Raw genomic sequence first — 23,343 nt, 5'->3', positions numbered from 1 at the left:
CCCGCGTCCACAAGGAGATTCGATGAGCACGAGCACCAACCCAGGACGTCCGCCCTATGCGGGAACGCGTGCCCCCCGGCTGGTCGAGAGCGAGGCGTTCAACGCCCACATGGCGCACGGGTGGGGCGCCCCGGCCGTCGTCGTGCCGATGACGCCCGGGGCGCCCGCCGCCGCTGCCGAGCACCGCCGCCGCCTGTCGGAGCGGATCGGCGCGAGCGACGTCGTGGTCGGCGCGGGGCGCGCGAGCCTGCGCAACGGCGACGTGCAGTACGGGTTCCGCGCGGACAGCGACTTCGTCTGGCTCACCGGCGCGCAGGCCGAGGACGGCGTGCTCGTGCTGCGGGCGAGCGGCGGGAGCCACGACGCGACGCTCTACCTGCCGCCGCCGGCCAAGCCGGGCGAGAGCGCGTTCTTCGGGAACGCGGCGTACGGCGAGCTCTGGGTCGGGCCGTCCCCGGACCTGAGCGACTGGGCGGAGGCGTTCGGCATCGCCGTCGAACCGCTCTCCGCGCTCGACGCGGTGCTGGACACCCTGGACGGGGCGCTCGCGTCGCCGTCCGTCGACGAGGAGCTGGTGCGCAGGTACGGTCTGAAGCCGTCCGAGGATCTCGCCCGAGCGCTGTCGGACCTGCGGATGATCAAGGACGACTGGGAGATCGCACAGCTGCGCGAGGCGGTCGACCACACGGTCACCGGGTTCGAGGCGGTCGTCGCGGAGCTGCCGCGCGCGATCGGCGGGCTGGGCGAACGCTGGCTGCAGGGCACGTTCGACAGGCACGCGCGCACCTACGGCAACGGGCCCGGGTACACGACGATCGTCGGCTCCGGCCCCCACGCGCCGACCCTGCACTGGGTGCGCTGCGACGGCCCCGTGCTGCCCGACATGCCGCTGCTGCTCGACATGGGCGTCGAGGCGAACTCCCTGTACACGGCCGACGTGACGCGGACCATCCCGCCGTCGGGCAGCTTCAGCGCGCTGCAGCGGGACGTGCACGACCTGGTCGAGAAGGCGCACCGCGCGGGCATGGCGCAGATCCGGCCGGGCGTCGAGTACCTCGACTTCCACTTCGCCTCCATGGAGGTCATCGCCCAAGGCCTGCACGACTGGGGGCTGCTGGACGTCTCGGTCGACGAGGCCCTGTCCCCCGGCGGGCAGCAGCACCGCCGCTGGCTGGTCTGCGGCATAGGCCACCACCTGGGCCTGGACGTGCACGACTGCGCCCACTCCGACTACCCCACGTACCAGGCGGCGCCCCTGGAGCCGGGCGTGGTCATGACAGTCGAGCCCGGGCTGTACTTCCACGCGCACGACGAGACGGTGCCGCCCGAGCTGCGCGGGATCGGCGTCCGCCTGGAGGACGACCTGCTGGTCACCGCCGACGGCGCGGAGGTGCTCTCCGACGCGCTGCCGATCGACGCCGCGGGCATCGAACGCTGGACCCAGGAGCGGATGGGCGATGCCTGAGCCGATCGCCGAACCGTTCCCGCTGGACGCCGTCTCGCTGCGGGAAAGCATCTTCACGCGCGCCCGGGACCAGCTGCTGCACCTGGCGCACGCCTACCCCGTCGACCGGCTGCTCGCCGTCTTCCGCGCGAACGCCGGCCTGGACACCCGGGGCGCGCTGCCGCCGGGCGGGTGGGAGGGCTTCGGCCACCCCGACGAGCAGGCCTGGGGGCCCGACGAGTACCCCGGGCGCGAGGCGGCGCCCACGGCGAACCTGCTGCGCGGACACTACGCGGGGCACTTCCTGTCCATGCTCGCCCTGGCCTACGCCGGTACGAACGACGCTGCCCCGCGGGCCGAGCTGAAGGCCAAGGTCGACGACATGGTGGAGGGCCTGCGTGAGGTCCGGGATGCGCTCGCGGCGTCGGGCCGCTACAGCCATCCGGGGTTCCTCGCGGCGTACGGCGAGTGGCAGTTCTCCCGGCTGGAGGGCCTCGCCCCGTACGGCGAGATCTGGGCGCCGTACTACACGTGCCACAAGATCATGGCGGGCCTGCTCGACGCGCACCGGCACGCGGGGTCGCGGACGGCGCTGGAGATCGCCGCCGAGATGGGGCGCTGGGTGCACGGCCGGCTGTCCGTCCTGTCGGCGGACCAGCGCAGGGACATGTGGTCCCTGTACATCGCGGGCGAGGCCGGCGGCATGAACGAGGTGCTGTGCGACCTCGCGGTCCTGACCGGCGACAAGCGGTTCGCCGAGACGGCCCGGCTCTTCGACCTGGACTCGCTGCTCGACGCCGCTGCCGCCGGCCGGGACGTGCTGGACGGCATGCACGCCAACCAGCACGCCGCGACCCTGCTCGGCTACCTCGCGCTGCACGACCTGACGGGCGAGGCGCGCTACCTGGACGCCGTGGTCAACATCTGGGACATGCTCGTCCCGGGGCGCACGTACGCACACGGGGGTTCCGGCGAGAACGAGCTGTGGGGTCCGGCGGGCGCCGTCGCGCGCGACATCGGCAACCGGAACGCCGAGACGTGCGTGGCCTACAACATGCTCAAGCTCGCCCGCGCCCTGTTCGAGCGCACCGGCGACGCGCGCTACGCCGAGTACCACGAGCGGGCGGTCACCAACCAGGTCCTCGGCTCACGGCACGACGTCGACTCGGACGACTCACCCGAGGTCACGTACATGTTCCCGGTCAACCCGGGGGCGCTGCGCGAGTACGACAACGTCGGCACGTGCTGCGGCGGCACCGGGCTCGAGAACCACGTCAAGTACCAGGACTCCGTCTACTTCCGGTCCGTGCGGGGCGGTGAGCGCATCCTCTGGTTCAACCTCTACGTGGCCTCGGCCCTGGACTGGGCCGAGCAGGACGTGCGGGTGGTCCAGGAGACCGCGTACCCGCTGGAGGGCGGCAGCCGTCTGCTGGTCGACGCCTCCGGCGACCTCGACCTTCGGCTGCGGGTTCCGGGCTGGGCCGCGGGTGGGTTCGCGGTGACCGTCGACGGTTCGCCCGTGGCCGTGGACGCCGTTCCCGGACAGTACGTCTCCCTGCGGCGGGACTGGGTGCCGGGCACGGTGGTCGAGATCAGCATGCCGCTGGCCCTGCGCGAGGTGCCGGCGCCCGACGACGCGTCCCTGGTGACCCTTGAGCTCGGGCCGACCGTCTTGCTGGCCCGCAGCGCCGCCACCACCTGGCTCCCGGTCGCCGCGGCGACCTGGCGACGCCTCGACGGGACGCTTGACGCCCCCCTGACGAGGGCCGACGACGGGACGTGGCGGCTGGGCGACCTCGTCCTGGAGCCCGCGTGGTCCGGATCGGACGCGCGGTACCACATGTATCTGCGGCGGGCCGATGCCCGGATCGCCTTCGCGGGCGCGGGCGCGGGGTTGGACGCCGGCGCGGAGCCGGCCGACTCCGGCGTGCCCAACGTGGCCCGCCGGGACGGCGACACGTTCCTCGACGTCCTGTGGTCGGACGGCGGCTTCGCCTCCCGGCCCGAGTTCCTCCGGGCTGTACTGCGCACCGCTCACGAGTTCGTCGGTCTGGGGCTGCTGAGCGCCGCCGAGGCGCGCGACGTCCTGCGGGCTGCCGCACGCTCCGGCGTCGGACGGGACATGGGAGACGTCGGCGGGATCGCGAACGAGGCGGAGGCCGCGCGTGAAGAAGCCGCTCTCCTCGCTGAGGCGCCCACGGCCGCCTTCGCCGGCTCAGCGCCCCGTGTCGAGGTGGTGCCGGCCACGGCGCCGAGCGTCACCGGCTGGTACCACCGGCCGGCTGAGCTCACCGTTGCGGCGCGCGCCGACGTCGGCGAGCCGACCGTCGAGGTCCGGGTCGGCGACGGGCCGTGGCGACCAGCGGGAGCCGAACCGCTACGGCTCGGCGACGGCGTCCACACCGTCACGGCGCGCGCCGTCGACTCCGAGGGACGGGAACGGCACGTCGTCAGCGAGGTAAGCGTCGACACCACGCCGCCGGTGACCACCGCGACGACCCGCCGCCTTGGCCTGCACGGCGTCGAGATCAGCCTCGCCGCCACGGACGACGTCTCCGGCGTGGACAGCATCCGGTGGAAGGGGCCGGACACGTTCTGGGCGACCTTCCGCGAACCGTTCACGCGGGCCTTGGGCGACGCGCCTCAGGTCATCGAGTTCACCGCCACCGACCGGGCGGGCAACGAGGAGCCGGTGCAGACCCTCGAGCTCCCGCCCGCCGGCTGACCGCGCGCACGACAACCCGCTGCACACGCACCGCATCAGAAAGGTGGTTCTCCGGGGCCGAACAAGCCGGTCGGCTCGGCGGGTCCGTTGGGTCCGTTGGGTCCGGCCGGTACGGCACCCGGCTCGGTAGTGGCGTACCGCCGTGGCAGGCGTCGGCCGGTCAGGGCTCGCAGACTCAGGTCGTGACTGGTGTCCGGGTCGACCTGGTCGATGTCGACGTGAGTGTCCAGCACGGTCGGTGGTCGGTGCTGGGTGCGGCCGGTGGGAGTGGTCCAGGTCGTGATCCCGGTCGCGGGGTCGCGCACGACGCCCCAGCCCGCGTGGGTCTTGAGCAGGTGATGCCGACGGCACAGAGCGTGCAGGTTCCATGCGCTCGTCTGCCCCCGCCCGGCCGCACCAGCGGTGACGATGTGGTTCTCACGCTGATGGCCGTGGCCGGGGCCTCGGCCATCGTCCCGATGATGGTCGAAGGGTTCGATGTGGTCGAGGTCGCATAGTTCGGCCGGGAGGTCGCAGCCAGGGAAGGTGCAGGTGTCATCCCTGGCCTCGACCGCTGCGCGCAGGACCCGGCCCGGTTGGTAGGCGGTGGTGGAGTAGTCGACCAGCACCCCGGTGACCGGGTCGGTCACCAGGCGCTGCCAAGTCGCGTCCTGCGCGATGAGCCGGGCCGTTTCAGCCGGGATGGGTCCGAATCCGTTCAGGTCGCCGGGTGCGTCGTCCAGACCCAGGAGCACGCTGGCGGGGACCGTCACCCGTACCACCGGGCGGGTCGGAATGATCCGCACCGGCCGGACTATTACCTGCTGGACGGGGGCCCGGCCACCACACGAGCAGACCGGAACCTCCGCGCGCTCATCCCCATCGGTCGACGCCGCATCGCTCTCGGCGGGCCCGTCCTTCGCCGTGGTTCCGGTGGTCTCGGTGGTGCCAGTCGTGCCAGTCGTGCCGGTGTCCGTGTCACCCTGTGTGCCCGTGTCGGTGAAGCGGTCGACGGGTAGAAGTCGGCCCGTGACGATCCCCGTCAACGAGTCCGCGCGGAGCTGTGCCAGGTTGCGGTCCTCGCCGCTGGTGCGGCGCAGCTGGTGGGCCATGTCGTCCACCACACCCCATACCGCAGCCGCGTCGGCCGCCGGCAGGTAGGCCGACACCCAGCCCATGTCGTTCTCGGCACGGTCCAGCTGCACGCTGCGGCGCTGTGCCTCGGCTCGCGCGGTGGCCGCCGCGCCGTGGCGGGCCTTGGCGAACGCGAGCATCCGAGCCTGCAGCCACCGCCAGGTCCGGTGCGGGGCCTGCGGCAGATACCGCTCGATCGCTTCCGATCGCTCGGCCACGGTCAGCTGGGACGCGGAGCGCAGCAGGGTGTGTGCCTTGCGCACGTCGATCCGCCCAGCGGCCAGGGCTGCGATCACCCTCGGGTGCTGGGCACCGGACTCGGCACGCACGACGACCTCGGTACCTTCCGACTCGGTCACCACGAGCTCGCTGGTGACCTGCCCGACCAGCGAGCTGTGCGCGAGCGGGTTGGTCTCCCGGGCGGCGCGTTCGGCCACAACCCTCGCTTGCACCCCCGCAGCCCAGGACTGCAGGCGCCCGCATGCGGCGACCAGGTCACCCAGCGCGCCGTCCGGAAGATCCTCCAGAGGGTCCTCGTCCGGGACCGCGCTCGCACCGACGCCTACGCCGACCGCCTCCGCGACCACCCGCGCCAGCTCTGCGCCCGGCATATCACTCAGCGCCGCCCGCAGCGCCTCCACCGGCCACAACGCCACCGGCAACGTATCCGGCGGCCAGTCCGGCATCGAGTCCAGCCACCCAGGCATCTCCGGCAACCGGTCCGGTCCGGCGAATGCGTCCCAGTCCCCGAACGGGATCGCCTCATCGACCGGCGCGCCGCCGGGCATGACGCCGTCGCGCATGACGCCGCTGGACAGAATTTCACGCATGCCAGCACACTCCTCACCAGGTATCTGAGATCAGGCAGGTATCCGAAGCCAAGGCTAGCCGTGGGCGCCATTCCTACGGACGTTTGTTCGACCCTATGGCCGACCACCCACACTCGCCCGACCTTCTGCCAACCGCGTAACCCGGGTCGCCCACATGCCCAGCCGGTCAGCTCGCCGAGCCGCCGCCAGTTGAGCTCCAGGGCAGCCCGTTCCGTCTGAGCAACGGCGCCCTCGCCGCCATCCGGACCTCAGAGCGCGGAGCCCGCGGCCCACATCCGACGGCGAGTGTCGATGTCAGTGGCTCGGCATAGCGTCCTTCCCATGAGCGAGCCACAGCCCTTCACGGTCCACGTCCCCGACCAGGTCCTCACCGATCTGCGCGAGCGACTGGCGCGCAGTCGGATCCCGGACGACTCGCCCCGGCGTCCGGCGTCGGGCATGACCGCGGCGTACCTGCGCGAGCTGGTCGACCACTGGATCAGCTGGGACTGGCGCGCCCGGGAGGCCTGGCTCAACGAGCATCCGCAGTTCATCGCGGAGCTCGACGACGTCGACCTGCACTTCGTCCACCTGCGCTCGGACCGGCCCGACGCGCCGGCGCTCCTGGTGCAGCACGGCTGGCCGCACACGTTCGCGCTGCAGCTCGACTTCGCCGACCTGCTGCCCGACTTCCACGTGGTGGTCGCGAGCCTGCCCGGATTCGGGTTCTCCTCGCCGTACGTCGCGGGGCCGATATCGGAGAAACGGCTGGCCGCGACGATGCACACGCTGATGACGGACGTGCTCGGCTACGAGCGGTACTTCACGTACGGCGAGGACGTCACGGCGAACGTCAGCGACCTCATCGCCGCCCGCTACCCCGAGCACGTGGCGGGGATCGTCGCCACCCACGCGCACTTCCCCACCAGCGACGAGCGCGCCGCCCTCGGCGACCCCGAGGTCAAGGAGTTCTTCGACGACATCGCCGCGAAGCACCAGACCGACGGCGCCTACGGCCACGTGCAGGCCACCCGGCCCGACACCCTCGCGGCCGCGCTCAACGACTCCCCCGCCGGCCTGCTGGCGTGGCTCGCCGAGAAGCTGGTCGAGTGGAGCGACACGCCGCCGGGCGACCCCCGCGCGGTGGAGCGCCGCATCTCGCGGGACCGCCTCCTCACGGAGGCGACCATCTACTGGGCTACCCAGACGATCGCGTCATCGTTCCGCCCCTACTACGAGGGGGCCGACCAGCCGGATCCGATCCCGCCCACGAACGTGCCCGCGGCGGTGTTCATCCAGCGCCACGAGGCCGGCTACCCCGAGGTGCTCGCGCGCCGCCACTATCTCGATCTTCGCGAGTTCGACCGCCTCGAGGAGGGCGGTCACTTCTCGGTGGCCGAGGTACCTGCCGAGATGGCGGCGCGCATACGGGGGTTCGTCCGCTCGGTCGGCTGACCCGGTCGGCTCGAACCGGAGCTCAGGCCTTCGGTTCGAGCCGGATCACCGGGAACTTGCGGTCGGTGTTCTTCTCGTACTCCTTGGCGTCCGGCCAGTACTCGGCCCAGATGCCGTAGAGCCGCTCCCAGTCGGGCTGCCCCGGCCGGACCACGGTGGTGGTCACGCGGATGGTCTTGTCCCCGATCTCGATGGTCGCCTCGCCGGGGCCGTCCTCGATGTTCGCGACCCAGGCCGGGTCCTTGGGCGCGCCGCCGAGCGAACCGGTGATGACGTAGGCGTCCCCGTCGGCCGCGGCCACGAGCGGCGTCACGTAGTCCTTGCCGCTGACCCGCCCCACGTGGTGCAGCAGCACGAGTCGCTTGCCGGTGAAGTGCCCGCCCATGACGTCGTCACCCACGACGCCCGCGTTGGCCCGGAACGCCTCGATGACGCCACTGTTCATGTCTGCCATGTTGTCCTCCGCAGTATTGGTCGGCCACTTCGGTCGACTAACCGGACTTTACCCCGCTTACGCGATTCCCGATAGCATCCACGGATGAGTACACCGCTGACCTGGGGCACACCGCACCCTGAACGGGCCGACGCCGCCCGGAACCGTCAGCTGCTGCTCACCACCGCCCGCGAGCTCATCGCCGCCGACGGTCCTGACTGCCTCACGATGGACCGGCTCGCCGAACGCTCAGGGCTCGGCAAGGGCACCGTGTTCCGGCGGTTCGGCACCCGGGCGGGAATCTTCCAGGCACTGCTGGACGACAACGAGCGCGCCCTGCAGCAGGAGATCCTCTCCGGGGCCCCACCGCTCGGTCCGGGCGCTCCGCCGGTCGACCGCCTCGTCGCCTACGGAACTGCCCGCATCCGCTTCCTCACGGAGAACCACGAGATCGCCCGGTCCGCGATCGAGGGCCGACCGACGAACGGCCGCCGCCCGCCGCTGTCCCAGATCCACATCCGGGTCCTGCTCCGCGAGCTCGACCTGCCCGGCGCCGACGTCGACCTGCTCGCCGGGCAGCTCACGTCCGCGCTGGAGGGCCCGCTCCTCCTCCGGCTCTTCGACGGCCCTGAGCCGGACCGGTCAGGGCTCACCGACCGCTTCGAGGCCGGCTGGCGCTACCTGGTCGAGCGCGTCTGCCTCCCGGCGGTCTGACCGGCACGTCGCCGACCAGCGACCACCGGGCGCCGTCATGCGTGGGTCGACGACTCGTGACGTGCGTGCTCGGCGGGCTCGAGCTGGAAGGTCGAGTGCTCGACGGACACGTCGAACTCGGTGGCGACGCAGCGCTGCAGGGCGTCGAGGACCGGGGGTGCCTGCCCGTCGCGGAAGCAGGCGTCCCGCACCACCACGTGCGCGCTGATGGTCGGCAGGCCGGTGGCGACGAGGGAGGCGTGCAGGTCGTGCACCGACTCCACGTTGTCCACCTCCAGCAGACGGGCCCGCACCTGGTCCAGGTCGATCCCGGCCGGCGTCGACTCCAGCAGCACGTTCGCCGAGTCGGTCAGGAGCTTCGCCGCGCGGGGCAGGATCAGCAGCGCGATGACGAGCCCCGCGACGGCATCGGCGCGCTGCCATCCGGTGGTCGCGATCACGACGGCCGCCACGATCACCGCGACCGACCCGAGCGCGTCGTTCGCGACCTCCAGGAAGGCGGCACGCAGGTTGAGCGACGCCGACCGGCCGCCCGCCAGCACCAGCAGCGCCACGACGTTCCCGACCAGGCCCACAATGCCGAACACCAGCAGGCCCGGGCCGGGTGCTTCGGCCGGACCCGCCAGGCGGCTCACCCCCTCGACCAGGGCGTAGACGCCGACGGCGAGCAGCACGGCGGCCTGGGCCAGCGCGGCCAGGATCTCGGCCCGCCGGAACCCCCACGTCCGGCGCGGCGACGGCGGCCGCAGCGCGAGCGACGCCGCGAACAGCGCGATGGCCAGGCCTGCGACGTCGGTCAGCATGTGCGCGGTGTCGACAAGGAGCGCGAGGCTGCCCGTGAGCACGGCGCCTACCGCCTGCGCCACGAACACGGCCGCCGTGATCCCGAACGCGACCGCCAGGCGCCGCCGGTTGCTCTCGTCACCGGCGGCGCCATGGGCGCCGTGGTGGTGCTGGTGGTCACCCATCGACTGCAGCCTTTCGCTGGTCGCCATCGTGCTCGTGCTCATCATGGCCGTGCTCGTCATGACCATGGTCGTGCGCCAGCTCGCCCTCCCACGCCTCGCGGCCCTCGTGGATCGCGAATGCCGCGATGACGAACCCGGCGACGGCGTCCACCCAGCCGGCACCGGTCAGCGCGAACACCACGAGACCGACGAGCGTCGACACGGAGAGCAGCACGCAGATCCGTGTCTCGGCGGCGTCGGCCAGGATCAGCGGGTCGGCCAGGGCCACCCCGACGCGGCGCTTGGCCTCGGCCAGTAGCGGCATGACCACGAGCGACGCGACCAGGAGCCCGATCGCGACCGGTGAGCTCTCCGGGGTCGCACCGACCACGAGACTGCGCACACCCTCGACGGTGACGTAGCCCGCGAGCAGGAAGAACGTGATCGCGACGAGGCGGAGCGTGATGAGCTCCTTGCGTTCGTCGGCCTCGCCGTGCCGCAGGCGGGCGGAGAGCCGAAGGCCCACCAGCACCGCCGAGATCGACTCGATGCCGGAGTCGATGCCGAACCCGATCACCGAGACGAGCCCCGCCGCGATGCCGGCGGCGATCGCGACCACGCCCTCGACGACGTTGTAGGCGACGGTGAACTTGGCCAGCCGCAAGCCCCGTCGCGTCAGCCGCTCCGTCGTCTGCGCCTGCGTCTCCGCGCCCGGCCGGGTGCTCATGACGCGACCCCTTCCGGCGCGGACGCGTGCGCGGCCGAACCGTCGACACCGTAGACCGGGCACAGCGCGACGGCGTCGCCGGTCAGTGCGAGCAGCCGCTCCGCGGACTCGAGCACCGCGAGCGTCGCCTCCGGGTGGGTCAGCGAGAACACGGAGGCCCGGCCCTCCGGCCGGGACTCGACGAGTCCGCAGTCCCGCAGGCACGCCAGGTGCTTGGAGACCGTCGACTGGGCGAGGTCCAGGTGCCGGGTCAGGTCGACCACGCGGTGCTCACCGAGGGCGAGGTGCCGCAGGATCGCAAGCCGGGACGGGTCCGAGAACCCGTGGAACAGGCAGGCCGCCACCGCCATCGCGGCAGGCCCGTCCGCGACTGCATCGCCATCCACCTCTATCATCGCCATGCAGCGATGCTAACAGGCGCGCTACGCGACCGCCCGCGCGCGCCAAGCCGCAGCCGTCGCGTCCAGGACTGCCGACCACGGCGTCGGGCGGACGCCGAGCACGCTGGTGGTCTCGGCAGCGTCCGCGACGAAGGGCTGGTCGAACTGGTAGAGCACACCCAGCGCCTCGCGCACCAGCGGCACCGCGAGACCTCCGGCCCGCACCGCGATGCGCGGCACGCGCCGCAGTCGCGGCTCACCGGTCCCGGCCCGCGCCCCGAGCTCGCGCAGCACCTCACGGACGGTCGCGGGCGCGTTGGACGGCACCAGCCACGGCGAACCCCAGGCCCGGTCGTCGGCGCCGAGCGTGATGAGGGTAGAGACCACGTCGTCGACGGCGGTCCACGTGTGCGGCTGGTCAGGATCGGCCAGGACGGACGCCGTCCTGCCCGCGAGCGTCGCGGCCGCGTAGGTCGGCAGCAGCCCGTGCGACTCAGGGACGGTCGGCCCGATGTAGTCGGAGGCACGCGCCTCCGTGACACGCACGCGTCCGGCCCGGTGCGCGGCGAGCGCCTCCTGCCAGACCCGCGCCCGGACCTCACCGAGGGCGCTCGACGGCGCGAGCGGCCGGTTGCGGGTCATCGGCCCGTCGACCGGCCCGTAGCCGTAGAGGTTCCCGAGGCTGACGAGGACCGCGCCCGAGCTCTCTGCCGCGCGCAGCACCGACGCCGCCAGGGGCGGCCAGCCGCGCTCCCATGCCGGGTACGCCCCGGGGTTCGCGCAGTTGTAGACGACGCCGACCCCGCGGGCGGCGTCGGCGAGCGCCGTGGCGTCCGTGGCGTCGAGGGCGATCCGCTGGACGCGGGGAAGTTCGGGGCCGCCGCCGGAGCGGGTCACCACCCGGACGGTGCGGCCGGCCTGGGACAGCCGGCGCGCGAGAGCGGCGCCGACGGGTCCGGCGCCGACGACGAGATGCGTGGTCATGGGCTCAGGGTGCCACCCATATTCGTCATACAGGTTCGCTACTTGTATGATCGCCTGGACACCCGCCGCAAAGGAGCGCCATGACGTACCAGCCCGACGCCATCCGGACCGTGCAGCTCTCGACCCTCACGCTGCCGCTGGCCACCGCCATCTCCGACGCCAAGGTCTTCACGGGCCGCCAGAAGCCGATGACCGAGGTCGTCTTCCTGCTCGCGGAGATCACCACGGAGCAGGGTTTCGAGGGCCTCGGCTTCTCCTACTCCAAGCGCGCGGGGGGACCCGCGCAGTACGCGCACGCGAAGGAGGTGGCGCAGACCGCCGTCGGCGAGGACCCGAACGACGTGGCCAAGCTGTACACGAAGCTCCTGTGGGCGGGGGCTTCCGTAGGCCGGTCGGGCGTCGCCACCCAGGCGCTCGCCGCGATCGACATCGCGCTGTACGACCTCAAGGCCAAGCGCGCGGACCTGCCGCTGGCCAAGCTGCTCGGCGCGCACCGCGACTCGGTGCGCACCTACAACACCTCCGGCGGCTTCCTCAACGCGAGCATCGAGGAGGTCAAGGAGCGCGCGAGCCGGTCGATCGCCGAGGGCATCGGCGGCATCAAGATCAAGGTCGGCCTGCCCGACGGCGCCACGGACCTGGCGCGCGTCGCCGCCGTCCGCGAGCACATCGGCCCGGACGTGCCCCTCATGGTCGACGCCAACCAGCAGTGGGACCGCACCACCGCCCTGCGCATGGGCCGCCGGCTGGAGCAGTTCGACCTCGACTGGATCGAGGAGCCGCTGGACGCGTACGACGCCGAGGGCCACGCCGCGCTCGCCGCCGCCCTGGACACCCCGATCGCCACGGGCGAGATGCTGGCCTCGGTGGCGGAGCACGAGCGCCTCATCGCGACGCGGGCGTGCGACATCATCCAGCCGGACGCCCCGCGCGTCGGCGGGATCACGCAGTTCCTGCGCCTGCTCACGCTCGCGGACCAGGCCGGGCTGGACCTCGCGCCGCACTTCGCCATGGAGATCCACCTCCACCTGGCCGCCACCTACCCGCGTGAGCCGTGGGTCGAACACTTCGACTGGCTGGACCCGCTGTTCAACGAGCGCCTGGAGACGAAGGACGGCCGCATGCTCGTCCCGGACCGCCCCGGGCTGGGCGTCACGTTCAGCGAGCAGGCCCGCGCGTGGACGACGGACACGGCCCTGTTCGGCCCGGCCTGACCCGAAACAGATGGAAGCATGAGCACATGGCCCAGACCCTGAGCGGCACCCTGGTGGAGTCGCTGCGGACCCGCATCGTCAACGGCGACATCGCCCCGGGCGAGAAGCTGCCCAGCGAGCCGCGGCTGGCGACCGAGCACGGGGTGAGCCGCACCGTCGTCCGCGAGGCGATCGCGCGCCTCAACCTGGAGGGCCTGGTCCATACCCGGCGCGGCAGCGGCAGCTACGCGCTCACTCCCCCGGCCGACGACGCCGACGGCGCCCCGCCGCTCGCCCGCTCGCTGGCCGACCGGCTCGCCCTGGTCGAGTACCGCCTGGCGCTGGAGGCCGAGGCCGCCGCGCTGGCCGCGACCCGGCGTACGCCGGCCCAGCTCGCGGCGCTGGCCGACCGCCTCGACTCCCTCGCGTCGTCGGACGGCCACCCGGCGACCGCGATGCAGCACGACTTCGCCTTCCACCGGCTCGTGGCCGAGGCCGCGGGGAACAGGTTCCTGCTGGAGGCCCTGGACCGGCTCGGCCCGCAGATGATCGCCATGCCGCGCGGCCGCCTCGACCGGCACGACGGCGGCCGCTTCACCGCCGTCGTGCAGGAGCACCGGGCAGTGCTCGCGGCGCTGGAGTCGCAGGACCCGCTGGCCGCCGCGGCCGCGATGCGGGTCCACCTGGCAGGCTCGCGCCGCCGCCTCCTGGACGAGTCCGGAACAACGACGACCGATAGCCCACGGCCCAGCTAGCGCGGGGGCTTGACCGCCAGGACCGGGTGGTCCGCCTGGAGGAGGATGCGCTGCGCGACCGAGCCCATGATGAACTTCCCCACCGTGCTGCGGCGGCGCAGGCCGATCACGATCAGCGACGCGTCGTGCTTCTCGGCCAGGTCGAGGATCTCGTCGGTGAAGTCGTCACGGTGTGTGCCGCGCACGACCTCGGCCCGCACCCCGGCGTCGTCCGCCAGGGTGAGCACCCGGGAGAGGTCCTCCGTCGTGGCGACGGTGGTCTCCACCACCGACCCCTCGCGCGCCGAGTTCACGACGAGCAGGTCCTCGTCCCGGAGCCGGGCCTCGGTGATCGCCGCTCGTACGGCGGCCTCCCCCGCGGGCGTGGGCACGTAGCCGACGACGATGGTCATACTGACTCTTCCTCTCGGTTCTGGGCTGATCGGTCCTGCGCGGATCGGTCCTGCGCGGGGTTCTGCGCCGCCCGCCGGTTGCGGACGGACCGGACCAGGGGCAGCACGGCGACCACCACGAACACGACCAGCAACGTCGCGGAGATGGGCCGGGTGAAGAAGCCGGCGGCCGACCCGTCAAACATGAGCAGCGAGCGCCGCAGGCTCGACTCCAGCAAGGAACCGAGCACAAACGCGAGCACGAGCGGCCCTGGCTCGAAGCCGAACTTCTTCATCAGGTAGCCGATGGCTCCGAAGACGACGACCAGGAGCACGTCGAACACGGAGTTGTTGATCGTGTACGCGCCGATCATCGTGATCAGCGCGGTGACCGGCGCGAGGATCGCCGACCGCACCCGCAGGATCCGGACGAAGACGCCCACCAGCGGGATGGACATGATCAGGAGCAGCACGTTGCCGATGTACATCGAGTTGACGACGCCCCAGAACAGCTCGGGGTGCTCGGTCACGAGCTGCGGGCCCGGCGTGATGCCCTGGATCAGCAGCGCGCCGAACATGAGCGCCATCGTTGCGTTGGCGGGGATGCCGAGGGTGAGCAGCGGGATGAAGGAGCTGGTGGCGGCGGCGTTGTTCGCCGTCTCCGGGCCGGCGACGCCCTCGATGGCGCCCTTGCCGAACCGGCTGGGGTCCTTGGCGCGCTTCTTCTCGGCGGCGTAGGCCGCCATGGAGGCGATGGTCGCGCCGCCGCCGGGCAGGATGCCGAGGAAGAAGCCGAGCACGGACCCGCGGGTCACGGCCCCCGACGACTCCCGCAGATCCTTCCGCGACGGCCAGACGTTCGCGATCTTGCCGGGCGCGTGCACGGCGCGGTGCCGCTCCTCCAGGTTGTAGAGGATCTCGCCGAGGCCGAACAGGCCCATGGCGACGGGCACGAAGTCGATGCCGTCGGCCAGGCTGAGGCTGTCGAACGTGAACCGTTCGGCGCCGGTGAAGGCGTCGCGGCCGATGGTGGCGAGCAGCAGCCCGATCGCCGCGGCGATGAGCGCCTTGAGCTTCGCACCGGACGCGATGGTCGAGACCAGCAGGATGCCCAGCAGCGCGAGCGCCGTGTACTCGGGCGGCCCGAAGTCGAGCGCGAAGCCCGCCACGACCGGCGCGAGGAACGTCAGCCCGATGATCGCGACCGTGCCACCCACGAACGAGCCGATGGCGGCGACGCCGAGCGCCGTGCCCGCCCGACCCTGCCGGGCCATCGCATGCCCGTCCAGGACGGTGACCACGGAGCTGGCCTCGCCCGGCAGCCGCAGCAGCACCGAGGTGATCGTGCCGCCGTACTGGGCACCGTAGAAGATCCCGGCGAGCATGATGATCGCGGTGACCGGCTCCACGCCGTAGGTCAGCGGGAGCAGGATGGCGATGGTGGCCGCCGGCCCGAGGCCCGGCAGCACCCCGATGAGCATGCCGATGACCACCCCGATGAGGCAGTACAGGAGATTCGTCGGTTCCAGCACGACGGCGAAGCCGGCCAGGACGTTCTGCAGCGATTCCACGTGCGATATCCCTTTGTGGGCAGTCAGATCAGAGGAGGTGCGGGACGTTCGTGCCGAGCGCCCCGACGAACACCGCGTAGAGCACGCCGACGACGAGCACCGAGTACAGGACGGCGGAGCGCCAGGACTCCCCGCCGAGGAGCTTCATCCAGACGAGGCTCAGCAGCAGCGCGGGAATCTCGAAGCCGATCACCGGCAGCAGGGCCACGAGCCCCAGGAGCGTCGCGAGGCCGGCCAGCGAGAGCCACGAGTACCGGGAGAACTTCTCGCCGTCCCCGCCCCGCCGTCCGACAGCGATCTGGACGAGGGACAGCACGACGACCGCGACGCTGACCGCGAGCGGCCAGAGCCCGGCCCCGGGCCGCGACGGCGTCCCGAGACCCAGAGAGACCGCCGCCACCGCACCCGCCACACCGACGCCGGCGGTCACCAGGCACGCGGCCAGGTTGGCGACCGGGCCGGCGGCGGGCGGTGCGACGTCGTCCACGGGCTCGAAGGGCTCGACCGGCTCGGCGGTCCGTACGGCTGGGCTCTCCACGACGGGTCAGCCTTCCGCGAGGCTGATGTCGTACTCGTCGGTGAGCGCCTGGTACTTCTCGGCGAGCTCCGTCCACTCCGCGGTGACCTCTTCACCGGAGATCTCGTGCGGCGTGAGCAGGTTGTTCTCGTTGAGGTCCTGGTACGTGCCGGACCCGATGGCGGCGTCTATCGACTCCACGAGCCGGGCCTTGACGTCCTCGGGCAGGCCCTTCGGGGCGGCGACGGCGCGATACTGCGAGACGGGCACGTCGTACCCCTCCTCGACGGCGGTCGGCACGTCCGGGAGGAACTGGTTGCGCTCGGCCGAGAAGGCCAGCAGCGGCACCACGTTCCCGGCGTCGATCTGCGGCTTGGCCTCGCCGAGCTGCACGGTGGCCACCTGTACCTGGTCGCCGACGACGGCAGTCAGCGCGGGCGAGCCGGAGTCGAACGGGACCGCGGTGCCCTCGACGTCGGCCTGCGCGAACAGGACCGCCTGCGCGAGCTGCGAGCCGGTGCCCACGCCGGTGGTGCCGTAGGTAACGTCACCGGAGGCGTTCTTGAGGTCGTCGAAGGTCTCGAAGCCGGACTCGGCGCTGGCGAGCAGCACGTAGTCGTCCTGCGAGAGGCCCTTGAGCACGTCGAGGTTGCTCAGGTCCACCGCCTCGTCCTCGGACACCGCCAGCGGCGTGATCGTGATGAGGGAGGCGTTGAGCAGGACAAGCTCGTGGCCGTCGGCGGGCTTGGCGGCGACCTCCTCGGTCGCGAGCGCGCCGTTGGCCCCGGCCCGGTTGACCACGGGCACGGACACGCCGAGGTCCTCGGCCATGCCCTCGGCCACGGCGCGGGCGATCAGGTCGGTGGAACCGCCGGCGTCCTGGCCCACGGTGATGGTCACGGGTCCGGTCGGGAAGTCGGCGCCGTCGGCGTCGGAGCCTCCGGCCACGTTTCCGCCGCATGCGGCGAGGGTCAGGGCGGCGAACGCCGCGCCGGCTCCGAGGAAGGCCCTGCGGGTGCGCGGGGTCCTGTGTGCTGGGGTTGTCATCGCAGCTCTCCTCATTGAGATGGATACGGGTTGAGATCGGTACGGGGATCAGATCGAAAGGGCATATCCCGGTAGGTCGTTGAGCATAGGAAGCCCTTACGATGCCTGTCTAAGCCTCTTACTGCATTGCTTGATTCTCGGAATGCATCGAGCCTCGGAAAGGCCATCGTGTACACCCTCGATCAGCTCCGCTGCTTCCAGGCCGTCGCGGAGGAACTTCACTTCGGCCGCGCCGCGGGGCGGCTGAACATGACCCAGCCCCCGCTGAGCCGCCAGATCCAGAAGCTCGAACGCGCGGTGGGCGTGCCGCTCCTGGAGCGGGACAACCGGCACGTCGAGCTGACGACGGCGGGCGCCGTCTTCCTGGAGGAGGCCCGCCGCCTCCTCACCGCCGCCGACGCCGCCCCCGCGCTCGCCCGGAAGATCGCCGCGGGCCGGGCGGGCGTGCTGCGCCTCGGGTTCACCGCCGCGTCCGGGTTCAGCCTGCTGGGCACGCTCGTGCAGGAGATCGCCGAGTTCATGCCCGACGTGGACCTCGACCTCCAGGAGCTGGTCACGATCGAGCAGATCGAGGCGATCCGGCGCGGCGAGCTGGACCTCGCCCTCGGCCGGCCGCCGTTCGACCAGGAGAGCTTCGACTCGCGCCTGCTCCTCTCGGAGGACCTCGTCCTGGCCGTGCCGCACGAGCACCCGTTCGCCCGGCTGGACCGGCCCGTCGTCGTCGGCGACCTGCGTGACCAGGCGCTGATCGGGCACCACCCCACCAAGGCCCGGTACTTCTACGACATGGTGGTGCGCTACATCGACGTCGAGCACGCCAACGTCGTGCACGTCGTCAGCCAGATCCTGACCATGTGCTCGCTGGTCGCAGCGGGCCGCGGCGTCGCGTTCGTCCCCGAGTCGGCCCGGCTCCTGGGCCTGCCGGGGGTCACGTTCGCCGAGCTGGGCGACGTCCCGCACGGCGTGGTCGAGCTCCACGCCATCTGGAACCGGACCTCGAAGAACCCGGCCCTCCACAGCTTCCTGACCTTCCTCCACCCAAACGACTGACCCCCTCGTCGAGTGCTGGATCTTCGCCCTGCCAGCGCCTCCTGAGGGGCGAAAAGCCAGCACTCAACGGAGCGGGGGGTGGGCGAGCGATGTTGTTGGGGTATGAGTTGATGCACTTTCGGGCTTGGACAGGCATCGTTCGGGTTCTTAGGTTGGCGCCCAGCAACGACATCGCCGACGTCTGTCACAGGAGGGCCCCCCCTTGGCCACGTACGCACCCCAGGAGCTCGCCGCCGCCCTCAAGGACGGGCTGCTCTCGTTCCCCGTCACCCCGTTCGCCGGGGACGGGGAGATCGACGACGAGCGGTACCGCGAGCACATCGACTGGCAGTCGAGCTTCGAGATCGGCGGCCTGTTCGCCGCCGGCGGCACGGGTGAGGGCTTCAGCCTGACCCCCGAGGAGTCGGCCCACGTCGTGCGGCTCGCCGTCGAGACCGCGGCCGGACGCACCCCCGTGCTCGGCAGCGCCGGCGGCAACACCGCCCAGGCGATCGCGAACTCGCGGGCCGCCGAGACCGCCGGTGCGGAGGGGATCCTGCTGCTGCCCCCGTACCTGACCGAGTGCGACCAGGACGGGCTCCTGGAGCACGCCTCCGCGGTGTGCGCCTCGACCGGTCTCGGCGTCATCGTCTACAACCGCGGCAACGCCGTCTACTCCGCGCAGACCGTCGCCCGGCTGGCCGAGCGGCACCCCAACTTCATCGGGTTCAAGGACGCCATCGGCGACATCGAGCAGCTCACCCGCGTCTACGCCACCAACGGTGACCGGCTCTTCTACCTCGGAGGGCTGCCCACCGCGGAGACCTTCGCGCTGCCGCTGCTCCAGCTCGGCATGAGCACCTACTCGTCGGCCATGTACAACTTCGTGCCCGAGTTCGCCCTGGCCTTCTACCGGGACGTGCGCGCCCAGGACCGCGCGGCAGTGACCGAGAAGCTGCGCCGGTTCGTGCTGCCCTATCTCGACGTCCGCGACCGCGCCAAGGGGTACGGGGTATCCATAGTCAAGGGTGGCCTGAAGGCGGTCGGCCGGGACATGGGAAGTGTCCGCCCGCCCCTGCAGGACCTGACCGACCGGGACCTGAAGGACCTGGGCACCCTGATCGACGCCGCCGGCGTCCGCTGAAACAGCACGGGAGAAAGACGATGACCACGACCGAGCTCACCGGACACTCGATAGTCGCCGGCGCGCCCCTCGCGGGCGCAGCGGGCACCTGCGCCGGCCAGGACCCCGCGACGGCGCAGGCCCTCGAGCCCGCCTACTCGCTGCTCGACGACGCCCAGGTCGCCCGGGCGACCGCCGCCGCGCAGGAAGCCTTCGCCTCCTTCTCCACGCTCGCCCCGCAACCGCACGCCCGGTTCCTGGAGCAGATCGCGGACAACATCGACGCCCTGGGGTCCGACGTCGTCGCGCGCGCCATGCTCGAGACCGGCCTCCCGGCGGCCCGCCTGACCGGGGAGGTCGCCCGGACCACCGGCCAGCTGCGCCTGTTCGCGCAGGTCGTGCGCCAGGGCGACCACCGTGGCGTGCGGATCGACCCGGCCCTGCCCGACCGCACTCCCCTGCCCCGGGCCGACATCCGGCAGCGCAAGGTGCCGCTCGGCCCCGTCGCCGTGTTCGGCGCGAGCAACTTCCCGCTCGCCTTCTCCACCGCGGGCGGCGACACCGCCTCCGCGCTGGCGGCGGGCTGCCCCGTGGTCGTCAAGGCGCACAACGCGCACCCCGGCACGGCGGAGCTGGTCGGTCGCGCGGTGGCCGACGCCGTCGCGACGTGCGGCCTGCACCCCGGCGTGTTCTCCCTGCTCTACGGGCCCGGCAACGCCGTGGGCAAGGCCCTCGTGACGGACCCCGTGATCCAGGCCGTCGGTTTCACCGGCTCCCGCGGCGGCGGCCTCGCGCTGGTCGCGGCGGCCGCCGCCCGCCCCGTGCCCATCCCCGTGTATGCCGAGATGAGCTCGATCAACCCGACGATCCTGCTCGACGGCGCCCTGGCAGGCGACGTCGACTCCCTCGCCGCCGCGTACCTCACGTCGGTGACGGGTTCGTCGGGTCAGCTCTGCACCGCGCCCGGGCTCGTCTTCGTGCCGGACGGCGAGCGCGGCGACGCGTTCGTCGAGGCCGCGGGGCGCGCCGCCGCGACCGCCGCCGGCCAGACGATGCTGACCGCCGGGATCGCCGAGGCCTGGCAGCAGGGCGTGGACACCCTGGCCGCACAGGACGGCGTGCGCCTGGTCGGGGCGGGCTCCCCGGGCGGCACGCACAACGCCCCGGCACCGGCCGTGTTCGCGAGCGCCGTCCCGACGCTGCTGAGCAACCCCGTGCTGCAGGCCGAGATCTTCGGCGCCGCCTCGCTGGTGGTCCGGTACGCCGACGTCGACGAGCTGCTCGCCGCGATCGAGCGGCTGGAGGGGCAGCTCACCGTGACGCTGCACCTGACCGAGGACGACCGGGCGACCGCCACGGCGCTGCTGCCCGCCCTGGAGCGCAAGGCGGGCCGCATCCTGGCCAACGGCTGGCCGACCGGCGTCGAGGTGGGGCACGCGATGGTGCACGGCGGTCCGTTCCCCGCGACGTCGGACTCCCGCGGCACGTCCGTGGGGACGCTCGCGATCGAGCGGTTCCTGCGCCCCGTCGCCTATCAGAACCTGCCGGAGTATCTGCTGCCCGAGCCGGTCCGGCCGGACAACCCGTGGCACCTGACGCGGCGGGTCGACGGCGTGCTCGACGTGGTCCTCGGCGCGAACGAGCCGAGCGAGGCCGCCCGGTGAGCGCCCACCCCACGATCGCCCGTGTCGAGGTGGTGCCCGTGGCGGGCCACGACTCGATGCTGCTCAACCTGTCCGGCGCACACGCCCCGTTCTTCACGCGGAACATCGCGATCGTCACCGACTCCGACGGGCGGACCGGGCTGGGCGAGGTGCCGGGCGGGGAGAAGATCCGGGCGACCATCGAGGAGGCGGGGCGGCTCGTCGTCGGGCAGCCGGTGGCCCGGTACCGCAGTCTGCTGCGCACCGTCTCCGGTGTCTTCGCCGAACGCGACGCGGGCGGTCGCGGCCTGCAGACGTTCGACCTGCGCACCACGGTGCACGCCGTCACGGCCCTGGAGTCCGCGCTGCTGGACCTGCACGGCCAGGACCTCGGCGTGCCCGTCGCCGAGCTGCTCGGCGACGGCGTCCAGCGCGAGAGCGTGCCGATGCTCGGCTACCTCTTCTACGTGGGCGACCCGGGCGCCACCGACCTGCCGTACCTGCGCGGGGACGACGAGTCGGACGCGTGGGGGCGGCTGCGCCGCGAGCAGGCCCTGACGCCCGACGACGTCGTGCGGCTGGCCGAGGCCGCCGCCGCGCGGTACGGCTTCACCGACTTCAAGCTCAAGGGCGGCGTGCAGGCCGGTGACCTGGAGGTCGACGCCGTCGTGGCGCTCAAGGAGCGGTTCCCCGACGCCCGGATCACCCTCGACCCGAACGGCGGCTGGCCGCTGGCCGAGGCGATCCGGCTGGGCAGACGCATGCGCGGCGTCGTCGCCTACGCCGAGGACCCGTGCGGTGCGGAGGGCCGGTTCTCCGGCCGGGAGGTCATGGCGGAGTTCCGCCGGGCGACCGGCCTGCCGACCGCGACCAACATGATCGCCACGGACTGGCGCGAGATGGCGCACGCCGTGCGCGCGGGCGCCGTCGACATCCCGCTGGCCGACCCGCACTTCTGGACCATGGCCGGCTCCGTCCGCGTGGCGCAGCTCTGCCACGAGTTCGGGCTGACCTGGGGTTCGCACTCCAACAACCACCTCGACGTCTCGCTGGCCATGTTCACGCACGTCGGCGCGGCCGCGCCCGGCACGATCACGGCGCTGGACACCCACTGGATCTGGCAGGACGGGCAGGGCCTGACGACGGCGCCGCCCCGGATCCGCGACGGCGCCATCGCGGTGCCGACGACGCCGGGCCTCGGCGTCCAGCTGGACCGCGACCGCCTGGCCGCCGCGCACGAGCTGTACCTGGAGCACGGCCTGGGCGCCCGCGACGACGCACTGGCCATGCAGTACCTGGTCAAGGGATGGCAGTTCGACCCGAAACGCCCCTGCCTGGTCCGTTGAGTGCCTCGACGGCCGCCGTCGTCACCTCCGCCAGGAGGGCGTCGTCGGGCTCCGCCTCGGGGTCCTCGGTCCGAGTCAGGACCGCCAGCACCACCGGTTCGCCGTCGGGCGGCCAGAGCAGGCCGATGTCGTTCCGGCCGCCGCGCCCCGAGGTGCCGGTCTTGTTGCCGACCACCCAGCCGTCCGGCACACCGGCCCGGATCGTCTCGGAACCGGTGACGCTGCCACGCAGCGCGTCGACGAGGGTCGCCCTGGCGTCACCGTCGAGCACGTCGCCCAGGCCGTAGGCGCGCAGGTCCTGGGCGAGCGCCCGGGCGGTGCTGGTGTCCCGCTCGTCCCCGGGAGCGACGTCGTTGAGCTCGGGCTCGTAGCGCGACGGCGTCGTGGTCTCGTCGCCGATCGCGCGCAGCGCCGCCTGCAGGCCCGACGGACCGTCCAGCGCGTCGAGCAGCAGGTTGCCCGCCGTGTTGTCGCTCTCCTGGACCGCGGCGTCGATGATCTGGTGCATCGTCATGCCCTCGGCCACGTGCCGCTCGGCCACCGGCGAGTACTCCTGGAGGTCGTTGGCGTCATAGGTGACGACCTGCTCGAGCTCGTCCGGGCTGCTGCGCTCCAGCACCGCGGCAGCCGCCAGCGCCTTGAACGTCGAGGCATATGCGAACCGGTCGTCCGCGCGGTGGGTCACCTCCGCCCCGGTGCCGGTGTCCAGCGCGTAGAGCCCCACTACCGCGTCGTACGTCTTCTCGAGGCGGCCGATCTCGGCGGCGACGTCGGGCACAGGAGCCGGTGGCGTGGTCGCCTTCTCGCGCGTCATCGGGTCGGAGGCGGCGGGGCCGGCGGACGCCGGGGGCGTCGGGCTCGGTGCGGGTCCCGCGCTGCCGGGCGTGCAGGAGGTCAGGACGAGTGCGGCCGAGGCGAGCAGGGGCGCCAGCCGTCGCAGGTTCCGGTGCATGCGACCAGTCTGCTGCTCGCCGCCGCCGTCGTCCGTCCGAGGAGCCGTCCGGCCGAGAAGCTGAC

21 protein-coding genes are annotated in these 23,343 nt (G+C 72.4%); 10 read left to right on the top strand and 11 right to left on the bottom strand.

Features of this window, described 5'->3' with window-relative positions; genetic code table 11:
• Positions 1-22: 22 nt before the first annotated feature.
• Both ACQEVI_RS24400 and ACQEVI_RS24395 read left to right on the top strand, forming a co-directional pair.
• A complete protein-coding gene (locus ACQEVI_RS24400) occupies positions 23-1,465 on the top strand; it encodes an aminopeptidase P family protein (RefSeq protein WP_432904094.1) in 1,443 nt (480 codons plus the stop codon).
• Positions 1,458-4,169 (top strand): glycoside hydrolase family 127 protein, encoded by a 2,712-nt coding sequence (locus ACQEVI_RS24395; RefSeq protein ID WP_432904091.1) that lies wholly within the window; start codon positions 1,458-1,460, stop codon positions 4,167-4,169. Before ACQEVI_RS24400 ends, ACQEVI_RS24395 begins: the two co-directional genes overlap by 8 nt.
• A 35-nt stretch (positions 4,170-4,204) precedes the next feature.
• On the opposite strand, the gene ACQEVI_RS24390 is transcribed toward ACQEVI_RS24395, so the two are convergent.
• On the bottom strand, positions 4,205-6,112 hold the full coding sequence (locus tag ACQEVI_RS24390) for an HNH endonuclease signature motif containing protein (protein ID WP_432904088.1): 1,908 nt from the start codon (positions 6,110-6,112) through the stop codon (positions 4,205-4,207).
• Between the two features lie 321 nt (positions 6,113-6,433).
• Between ACQEVI_RS24390 and ACQEVI_RS24385 the strand changes: the two genes are divergently transcribed.
• Positions 6,434-7,546, top strand: a complete 1,113-nt coding sequence (locus tag ACQEVI_RS24385; RefSeq protein WP_432904085.1) for an epoxide hydrolase family protein — start codon at positions 6,434-6,436, stop codon at positions 7,544-7,546.
• A 22-nt stretch (positions 7,547-7,568) separates the two neighbouring features.
• On the opposite strand, the gene ACQEVI_RS24380 is transcribed toward ACQEVI_RS24385, so the two are convergent.
• On the bottom strand, positions 7,569-8,000 hold the full coding sequence (locus ACQEVI_RS24380) for a nitroreductase/quinone reductase family protein (protein ID WP_432904082.1): 432 nt from the start codon (positions 7,998-8,000) through the stop codon (positions 7,569-7,571).
• 84 nt (positions 8,001-8,084) lie between these two features.
• On the opposite strand from ACQEVI_RS24380, the gene ACQEVI_RS24375 reads away from it, so the two are divergent.
• Positions 8,085-8,693: a TetR/AcrR family transcriptional regulator gene (locus ACQEVI_RS24375; protein ID WP_432904079.1), complete on the top strand. Its 609-nt coding sequence runs from the start codon at positions 8,085-8,087 to the stop codon at positions 8,691-8,693.
• Between the two features lie 35 nt (positions 8,694-8,728).
• Here ACQEVI_RS24375 and ACQEVI_RS24370 read toward each other — a convergent pair whose 3' ends face one another.
• Genes ACQEVI_RS24370 through ACQEVI_RS24355 form a run of 4 tightly spaced genes read right to left on the bottom strand, consistent with a single transcriptional unit; the run spans position 8,729 to position 11,731 of the window.
• On the bottom strand, positions 8,729-9,661 hold the full coding sequence (locus tag ACQEVI_RS24370; protein WP_432906093.1) for a cation diffusion facilitator family transporter: 933 nt from the start codon (positions 9,659-9,661) through the stop codon (positions 8,729-8,731).
• Entirely contained in the window at positions 9,654-10,367 is a 714-nt protein-coding gene (locus ACQEVI_RS24365) for a cation transporter (protein ID WP_432904076.1), read from the bottom strand. Before ACQEVI_RS24365 ends, ACQEVI_RS24370 begins: the two co-directional genes overlap by 8 nt.
• A complete protein-coding gene (locus ACQEVI_RS24360; RefSeq protein WP_432904073.1) occupies positions 10,364-10,768 on the bottom strand; it encodes an ArsR/SmtB family transcription factor in 405 nt (134 codons plus the stop codon). The genes ACQEVI_RS24365 and ACQEVI_RS24360 overlap by 4 nt, the downstream gene beginning before the upstream one ends.
• A 21-nt stretch (positions 10,769-10,789) precedes the next feature.
• A complete protein-coding gene (locus ACQEVI_RS24355) occupies positions 10,790-11,731 on the bottom strand; it encodes an NAD-dependent epimerase/dehydratase family protein (RefSeq protein ID WP_432904070.1) in 942 nt (313 codons plus the stop codon).
• A gap of 80 nt (positions 11,732-11,811) precedes the next feature.
• Between ACQEVI_RS24355 and ACQEVI_RS24350 the strand changes: the two genes are divergently transcribed.
• Positions 11,812-12,945, top strand: coding sequence for an L-talarate/galactarate dehydratase (locus ACQEVI_RS24350; protein WP_432904067.1), 1,134 nt, complete (start codon positions 11,812-11,814; stop codon positions 12,943-12,945).
• 26 nt (positions 12,946-12,971) lie between these two features.
• The gene (locus ACQEVI_RS24345; protein ID WP_432904064.1) at positions 12,972-13,679 is read left to right on the top strand and encodes a FadR/GntR family transcriptional regulator; all 708 of its coding nucleotides are present in this window, start codon (positions 12,972-12,974) and stop codon (positions 13,677-13,679) included.
• Here ACQEVI_RS24345 and ACQEVI_RS24340 read toward each other — a convergent pair.
• From ACQEVI_RS24340 to ACQEVI_RS24325, 4 genes are read right to left on the bottom strand one after another with little or no spacing between them, the layout of a single operon-like run.
• Positions 13,676-14,071, bottom strand: a complete 396-nt coding sequence (locus ACQEVI_RS24340; RefSeq protein ID WP_357506222.1) for a universal stress protein — start codon at positions 14,069-14,071, stop codon at positions 13,676-13,678. The two genes, ACQEVI_RS24345 and ACQEVI_RS24340, sit on opposite strands and share 4 nt — an antisense overlap.
• Positions 14,068-15,621: a tripartite tricarboxylate transporter permease gene (locus ACQEVI_RS24335; RefSeq protein ID WP_432904061.1), complete on the bottom strand. Its 1,554-nt coding sequence runs from the start codon at positions 15,619-15,621 to the stop codon at positions 14,068-14,070. Before ACQEVI_RS24335 ends, ACQEVI_RS24340 begins: the two co-directional genes overlap by 4 nt.
• 28 nt (positions 15,622-15,649) lie before the next feature.
• A complete protein-coding gene (locus ACQEVI_RS24330) occupies positions 15,650-16,159 on the bottom strand; it encodes a tripartite tricarboxylate transporter TctB family protein (RefSeq protein WP_432904058.1) in 510 nt (169 codons plus the stop codon).
• Between the two features lie 6 nt (positions 16,160-16,165).
• On the bottom strand, positions 16,166-17,185 hold the full coding sequence (locus ACQEVI_RS24325) for a tripartite tricarboxylate transporter substrate binding protein (RefSeq protein ID WP_432904055.1): 1,020 nt from the start codon (positions 17,183-17,185) through the stop codon (positions 16,166-16,168).
• Positions 17,186-17,353: 168 nt separating this feature from the next.
• Here ACQEVI_RS24325 and ACQEVI_RS24320 point away from each other — a divergent pair, with 168 nt between their 5' ends.
• From ACQEVI_RS24320 to ACQEVI_RS24305, 4 genes are all read left to right on the top strand, one after another.
• Positions 17,354-18,235, top strand: a complete 882-nt coding sequence (locus ACQEVI_RS24320) for a LysR family transcriptional regulator (protein ID WP_432904052.1) — start codon at positions 17,354-17,356, stop codon at positions 18,233-18,235.
• Positions 18,236-18,437: 202 nt separating this feature from the next.
• On the top strand, positions 18,438-19,358 hold the full coding sequence (kdgD, locus tag ACQEVI_RS24315; protein WP_432904049.1) for a 5-dehydro-4-deoxyglucarate dehydratase: 921 nt from the start codon (positions 18,438-18,440) through the stop codon (positions 19,356-19,358).
• 20 nt (positions 19,359-19,378) lie between these two features.
• A complete protein-coding gene (locus tag ACQEVI_RS24310) occupies positions 19,379-21,001 on the top strand; it encodes an aldehyde dehydrogenase (NADP(+)) (protein ID WP_432904046.1) in 1,623 nt (540 codons plus the stop codon).
• On the top strand, positions 20,998-22,326 hold the full coding sequence (locus tag ACQEVI_RS24305; RefSeq protein ID WP_432904043.1) for an enolase C-terminal domain-like protein: 1,329 nt from the start codon (positions 20,998-21,000) through the stop codon (positions 22,324-22,326). The genes ACQEVI_RS24310 and ACQEVI_RS24305 overlap by 4 nt, the downstream gene beginning before the upstream one ends.
• Here the strand turns inward: ACQEVI_RS24305 and bla are convergent.
• Positions 22,280-23,278: a class A beta-lactamase gene (bla, locus tag ACQEVI_RS24300; protein ID WP_432904040.1), complete on the bottom strand. Its 999-nt coding sequence runs from the start codon at positions 23,276-23,278 to the stop codon at positions 22,280-22,282. The genes ACQEVI_RS24305 and bla overlap by 47 nt on opposite strands.
• Positions 23,279-23,343 lie beyond the last annotated feature (65 nt).

It is taken from the genome of Promicromonospora sp. CA-289599, from assembly GCF_050936155.1.
Classification (GTDB): domain Bacteria; phylum Actinomycetota; class Actinomycetes; order Actinomycetales; family Cellulomonadaceae; genus Promicromonospora.
This window is presented reverse-complemented; position numbering and strand designations above follow the sequence as displayed.

Excerpts from the sequence above, each read along its gene's own strand:
- ACQEVI_RS24390 (WP_432904088.1), bottom strand. The coding sequence starts at position 6,112 with ATGCGTGAAATTCTGTCCAGCGGCGTCATGCGCGACGGCGTCATGCCC.
- ACQEVI_RS24385 (WP_432904085.1), top strand. The coding sequence starts at position 6,434 with ATGAGCGAGCCACAGCCCTTCACGGTCCACGTCCCCGACCAGGTCCTC.
- ACQEVI_RS24380 (WP_432904082.1), bottom strand. The coding sequence starts at position 8,000 with ATGGCAGACATGAACAGTGGCGTCATCGAGGCGTTCCGGGCCAACGCG.
- ACQEVI_RS24400 (WP_432904094.1), top strand. The coding sequence starts at position 23 with ATGAGCACGAGCACCAACCCAGGACGTCCGCCCTATGCGGGAACGCGT.
- ACQEVI_RS24310 (WP_432904046.1), top strand. The coding sequence starts at position 19,379 with ATGACCACGACCGAGCTCACCGGACACTCGATAGTCGCCGGCGCGCCC.
- ACQEVI_RS24325 (WP_432904055.1), bottom strand. The coding sequence starts at position 17,185 with ATGACAACCCCAGCACACAGGACCCCGCGCACCCGCAGGGCCTTCCTC.
- ACQEVI_RS24350 (WP_432904067.1), top strand. The coding sequence starts at position 11,812 with ATGACGTACCAGCCCGACGCCATCCGGACCGTGCAGCTCTCGACCCTC.
- ACQEVI_RS24395 (WP_432904091.1), top strand. The coding sequence starts at position 1,458 with ATGCCTGAGCCGATCGCCGAACCGTTCCCGCTGGACGCCGTCTCGCTG.
- ACQEVI_RS24375 (WP_432904079.1), top strand. The coding sequence starts at position 8,085 with ATGAGTACACCGCTGACCTGGGGCACACCGCACCCTGAACGGGCCGAC.
- ACQEVI_RS24345 (WP_432904064.1), top strand. The coding sequence starts at position 12,972 with ATGGCCCAGACCCTGAGCGGCACCCTGGTGGAGTCGCTGCGGACCCGC.
- ACQEVI_RS24340 (WP_357506222.1), bottom strand. The coding sequence starts at position 14,071 with ATGACCATCGTCGTCGGCTACGTGCCCACGCCCGCGGGGGAGGCCGCC.
- ACQEVI_RS24360 (WP_432904073.1), bottom strand. The coding sequence starts at position 10,768 with ATGGCGATGATAGAGGTGGATGGCGATGCAGTCGCGGACGGGCCTGCC.
- ACQEVI_RS24365 (WP_432904076.1), bottom strand. The coding sequence starts at position 10,367 with ATGAGCACCCGGCCGGGCGCGGAGACGCAGGCGCAGACGACGGAGCGG.
- ACQEVI_RS24355 (WP_432904070.1), bottom strand. The coding sequence starts at position 11,731 with ATGACCACGCATCTCGTCGTCGGCGCCGGACCCGTCGGCGCCGCTCTC.
- bla (WP_432904040.1), bottom strand. The coding sequence starts at position 23,278 with ATGCACCGGAACCTGCGACGGCTGGCGCCCCTGCTCGCCTCGGCCGCA.
- ACQEVI_RS24370 (WP_432906093.1), bottom strand. The coding sequence starts at position 9,661 with ATGGGTGACCACCAGCACCACCACGGCGCCCATGGCGCCGCCGGTGAC.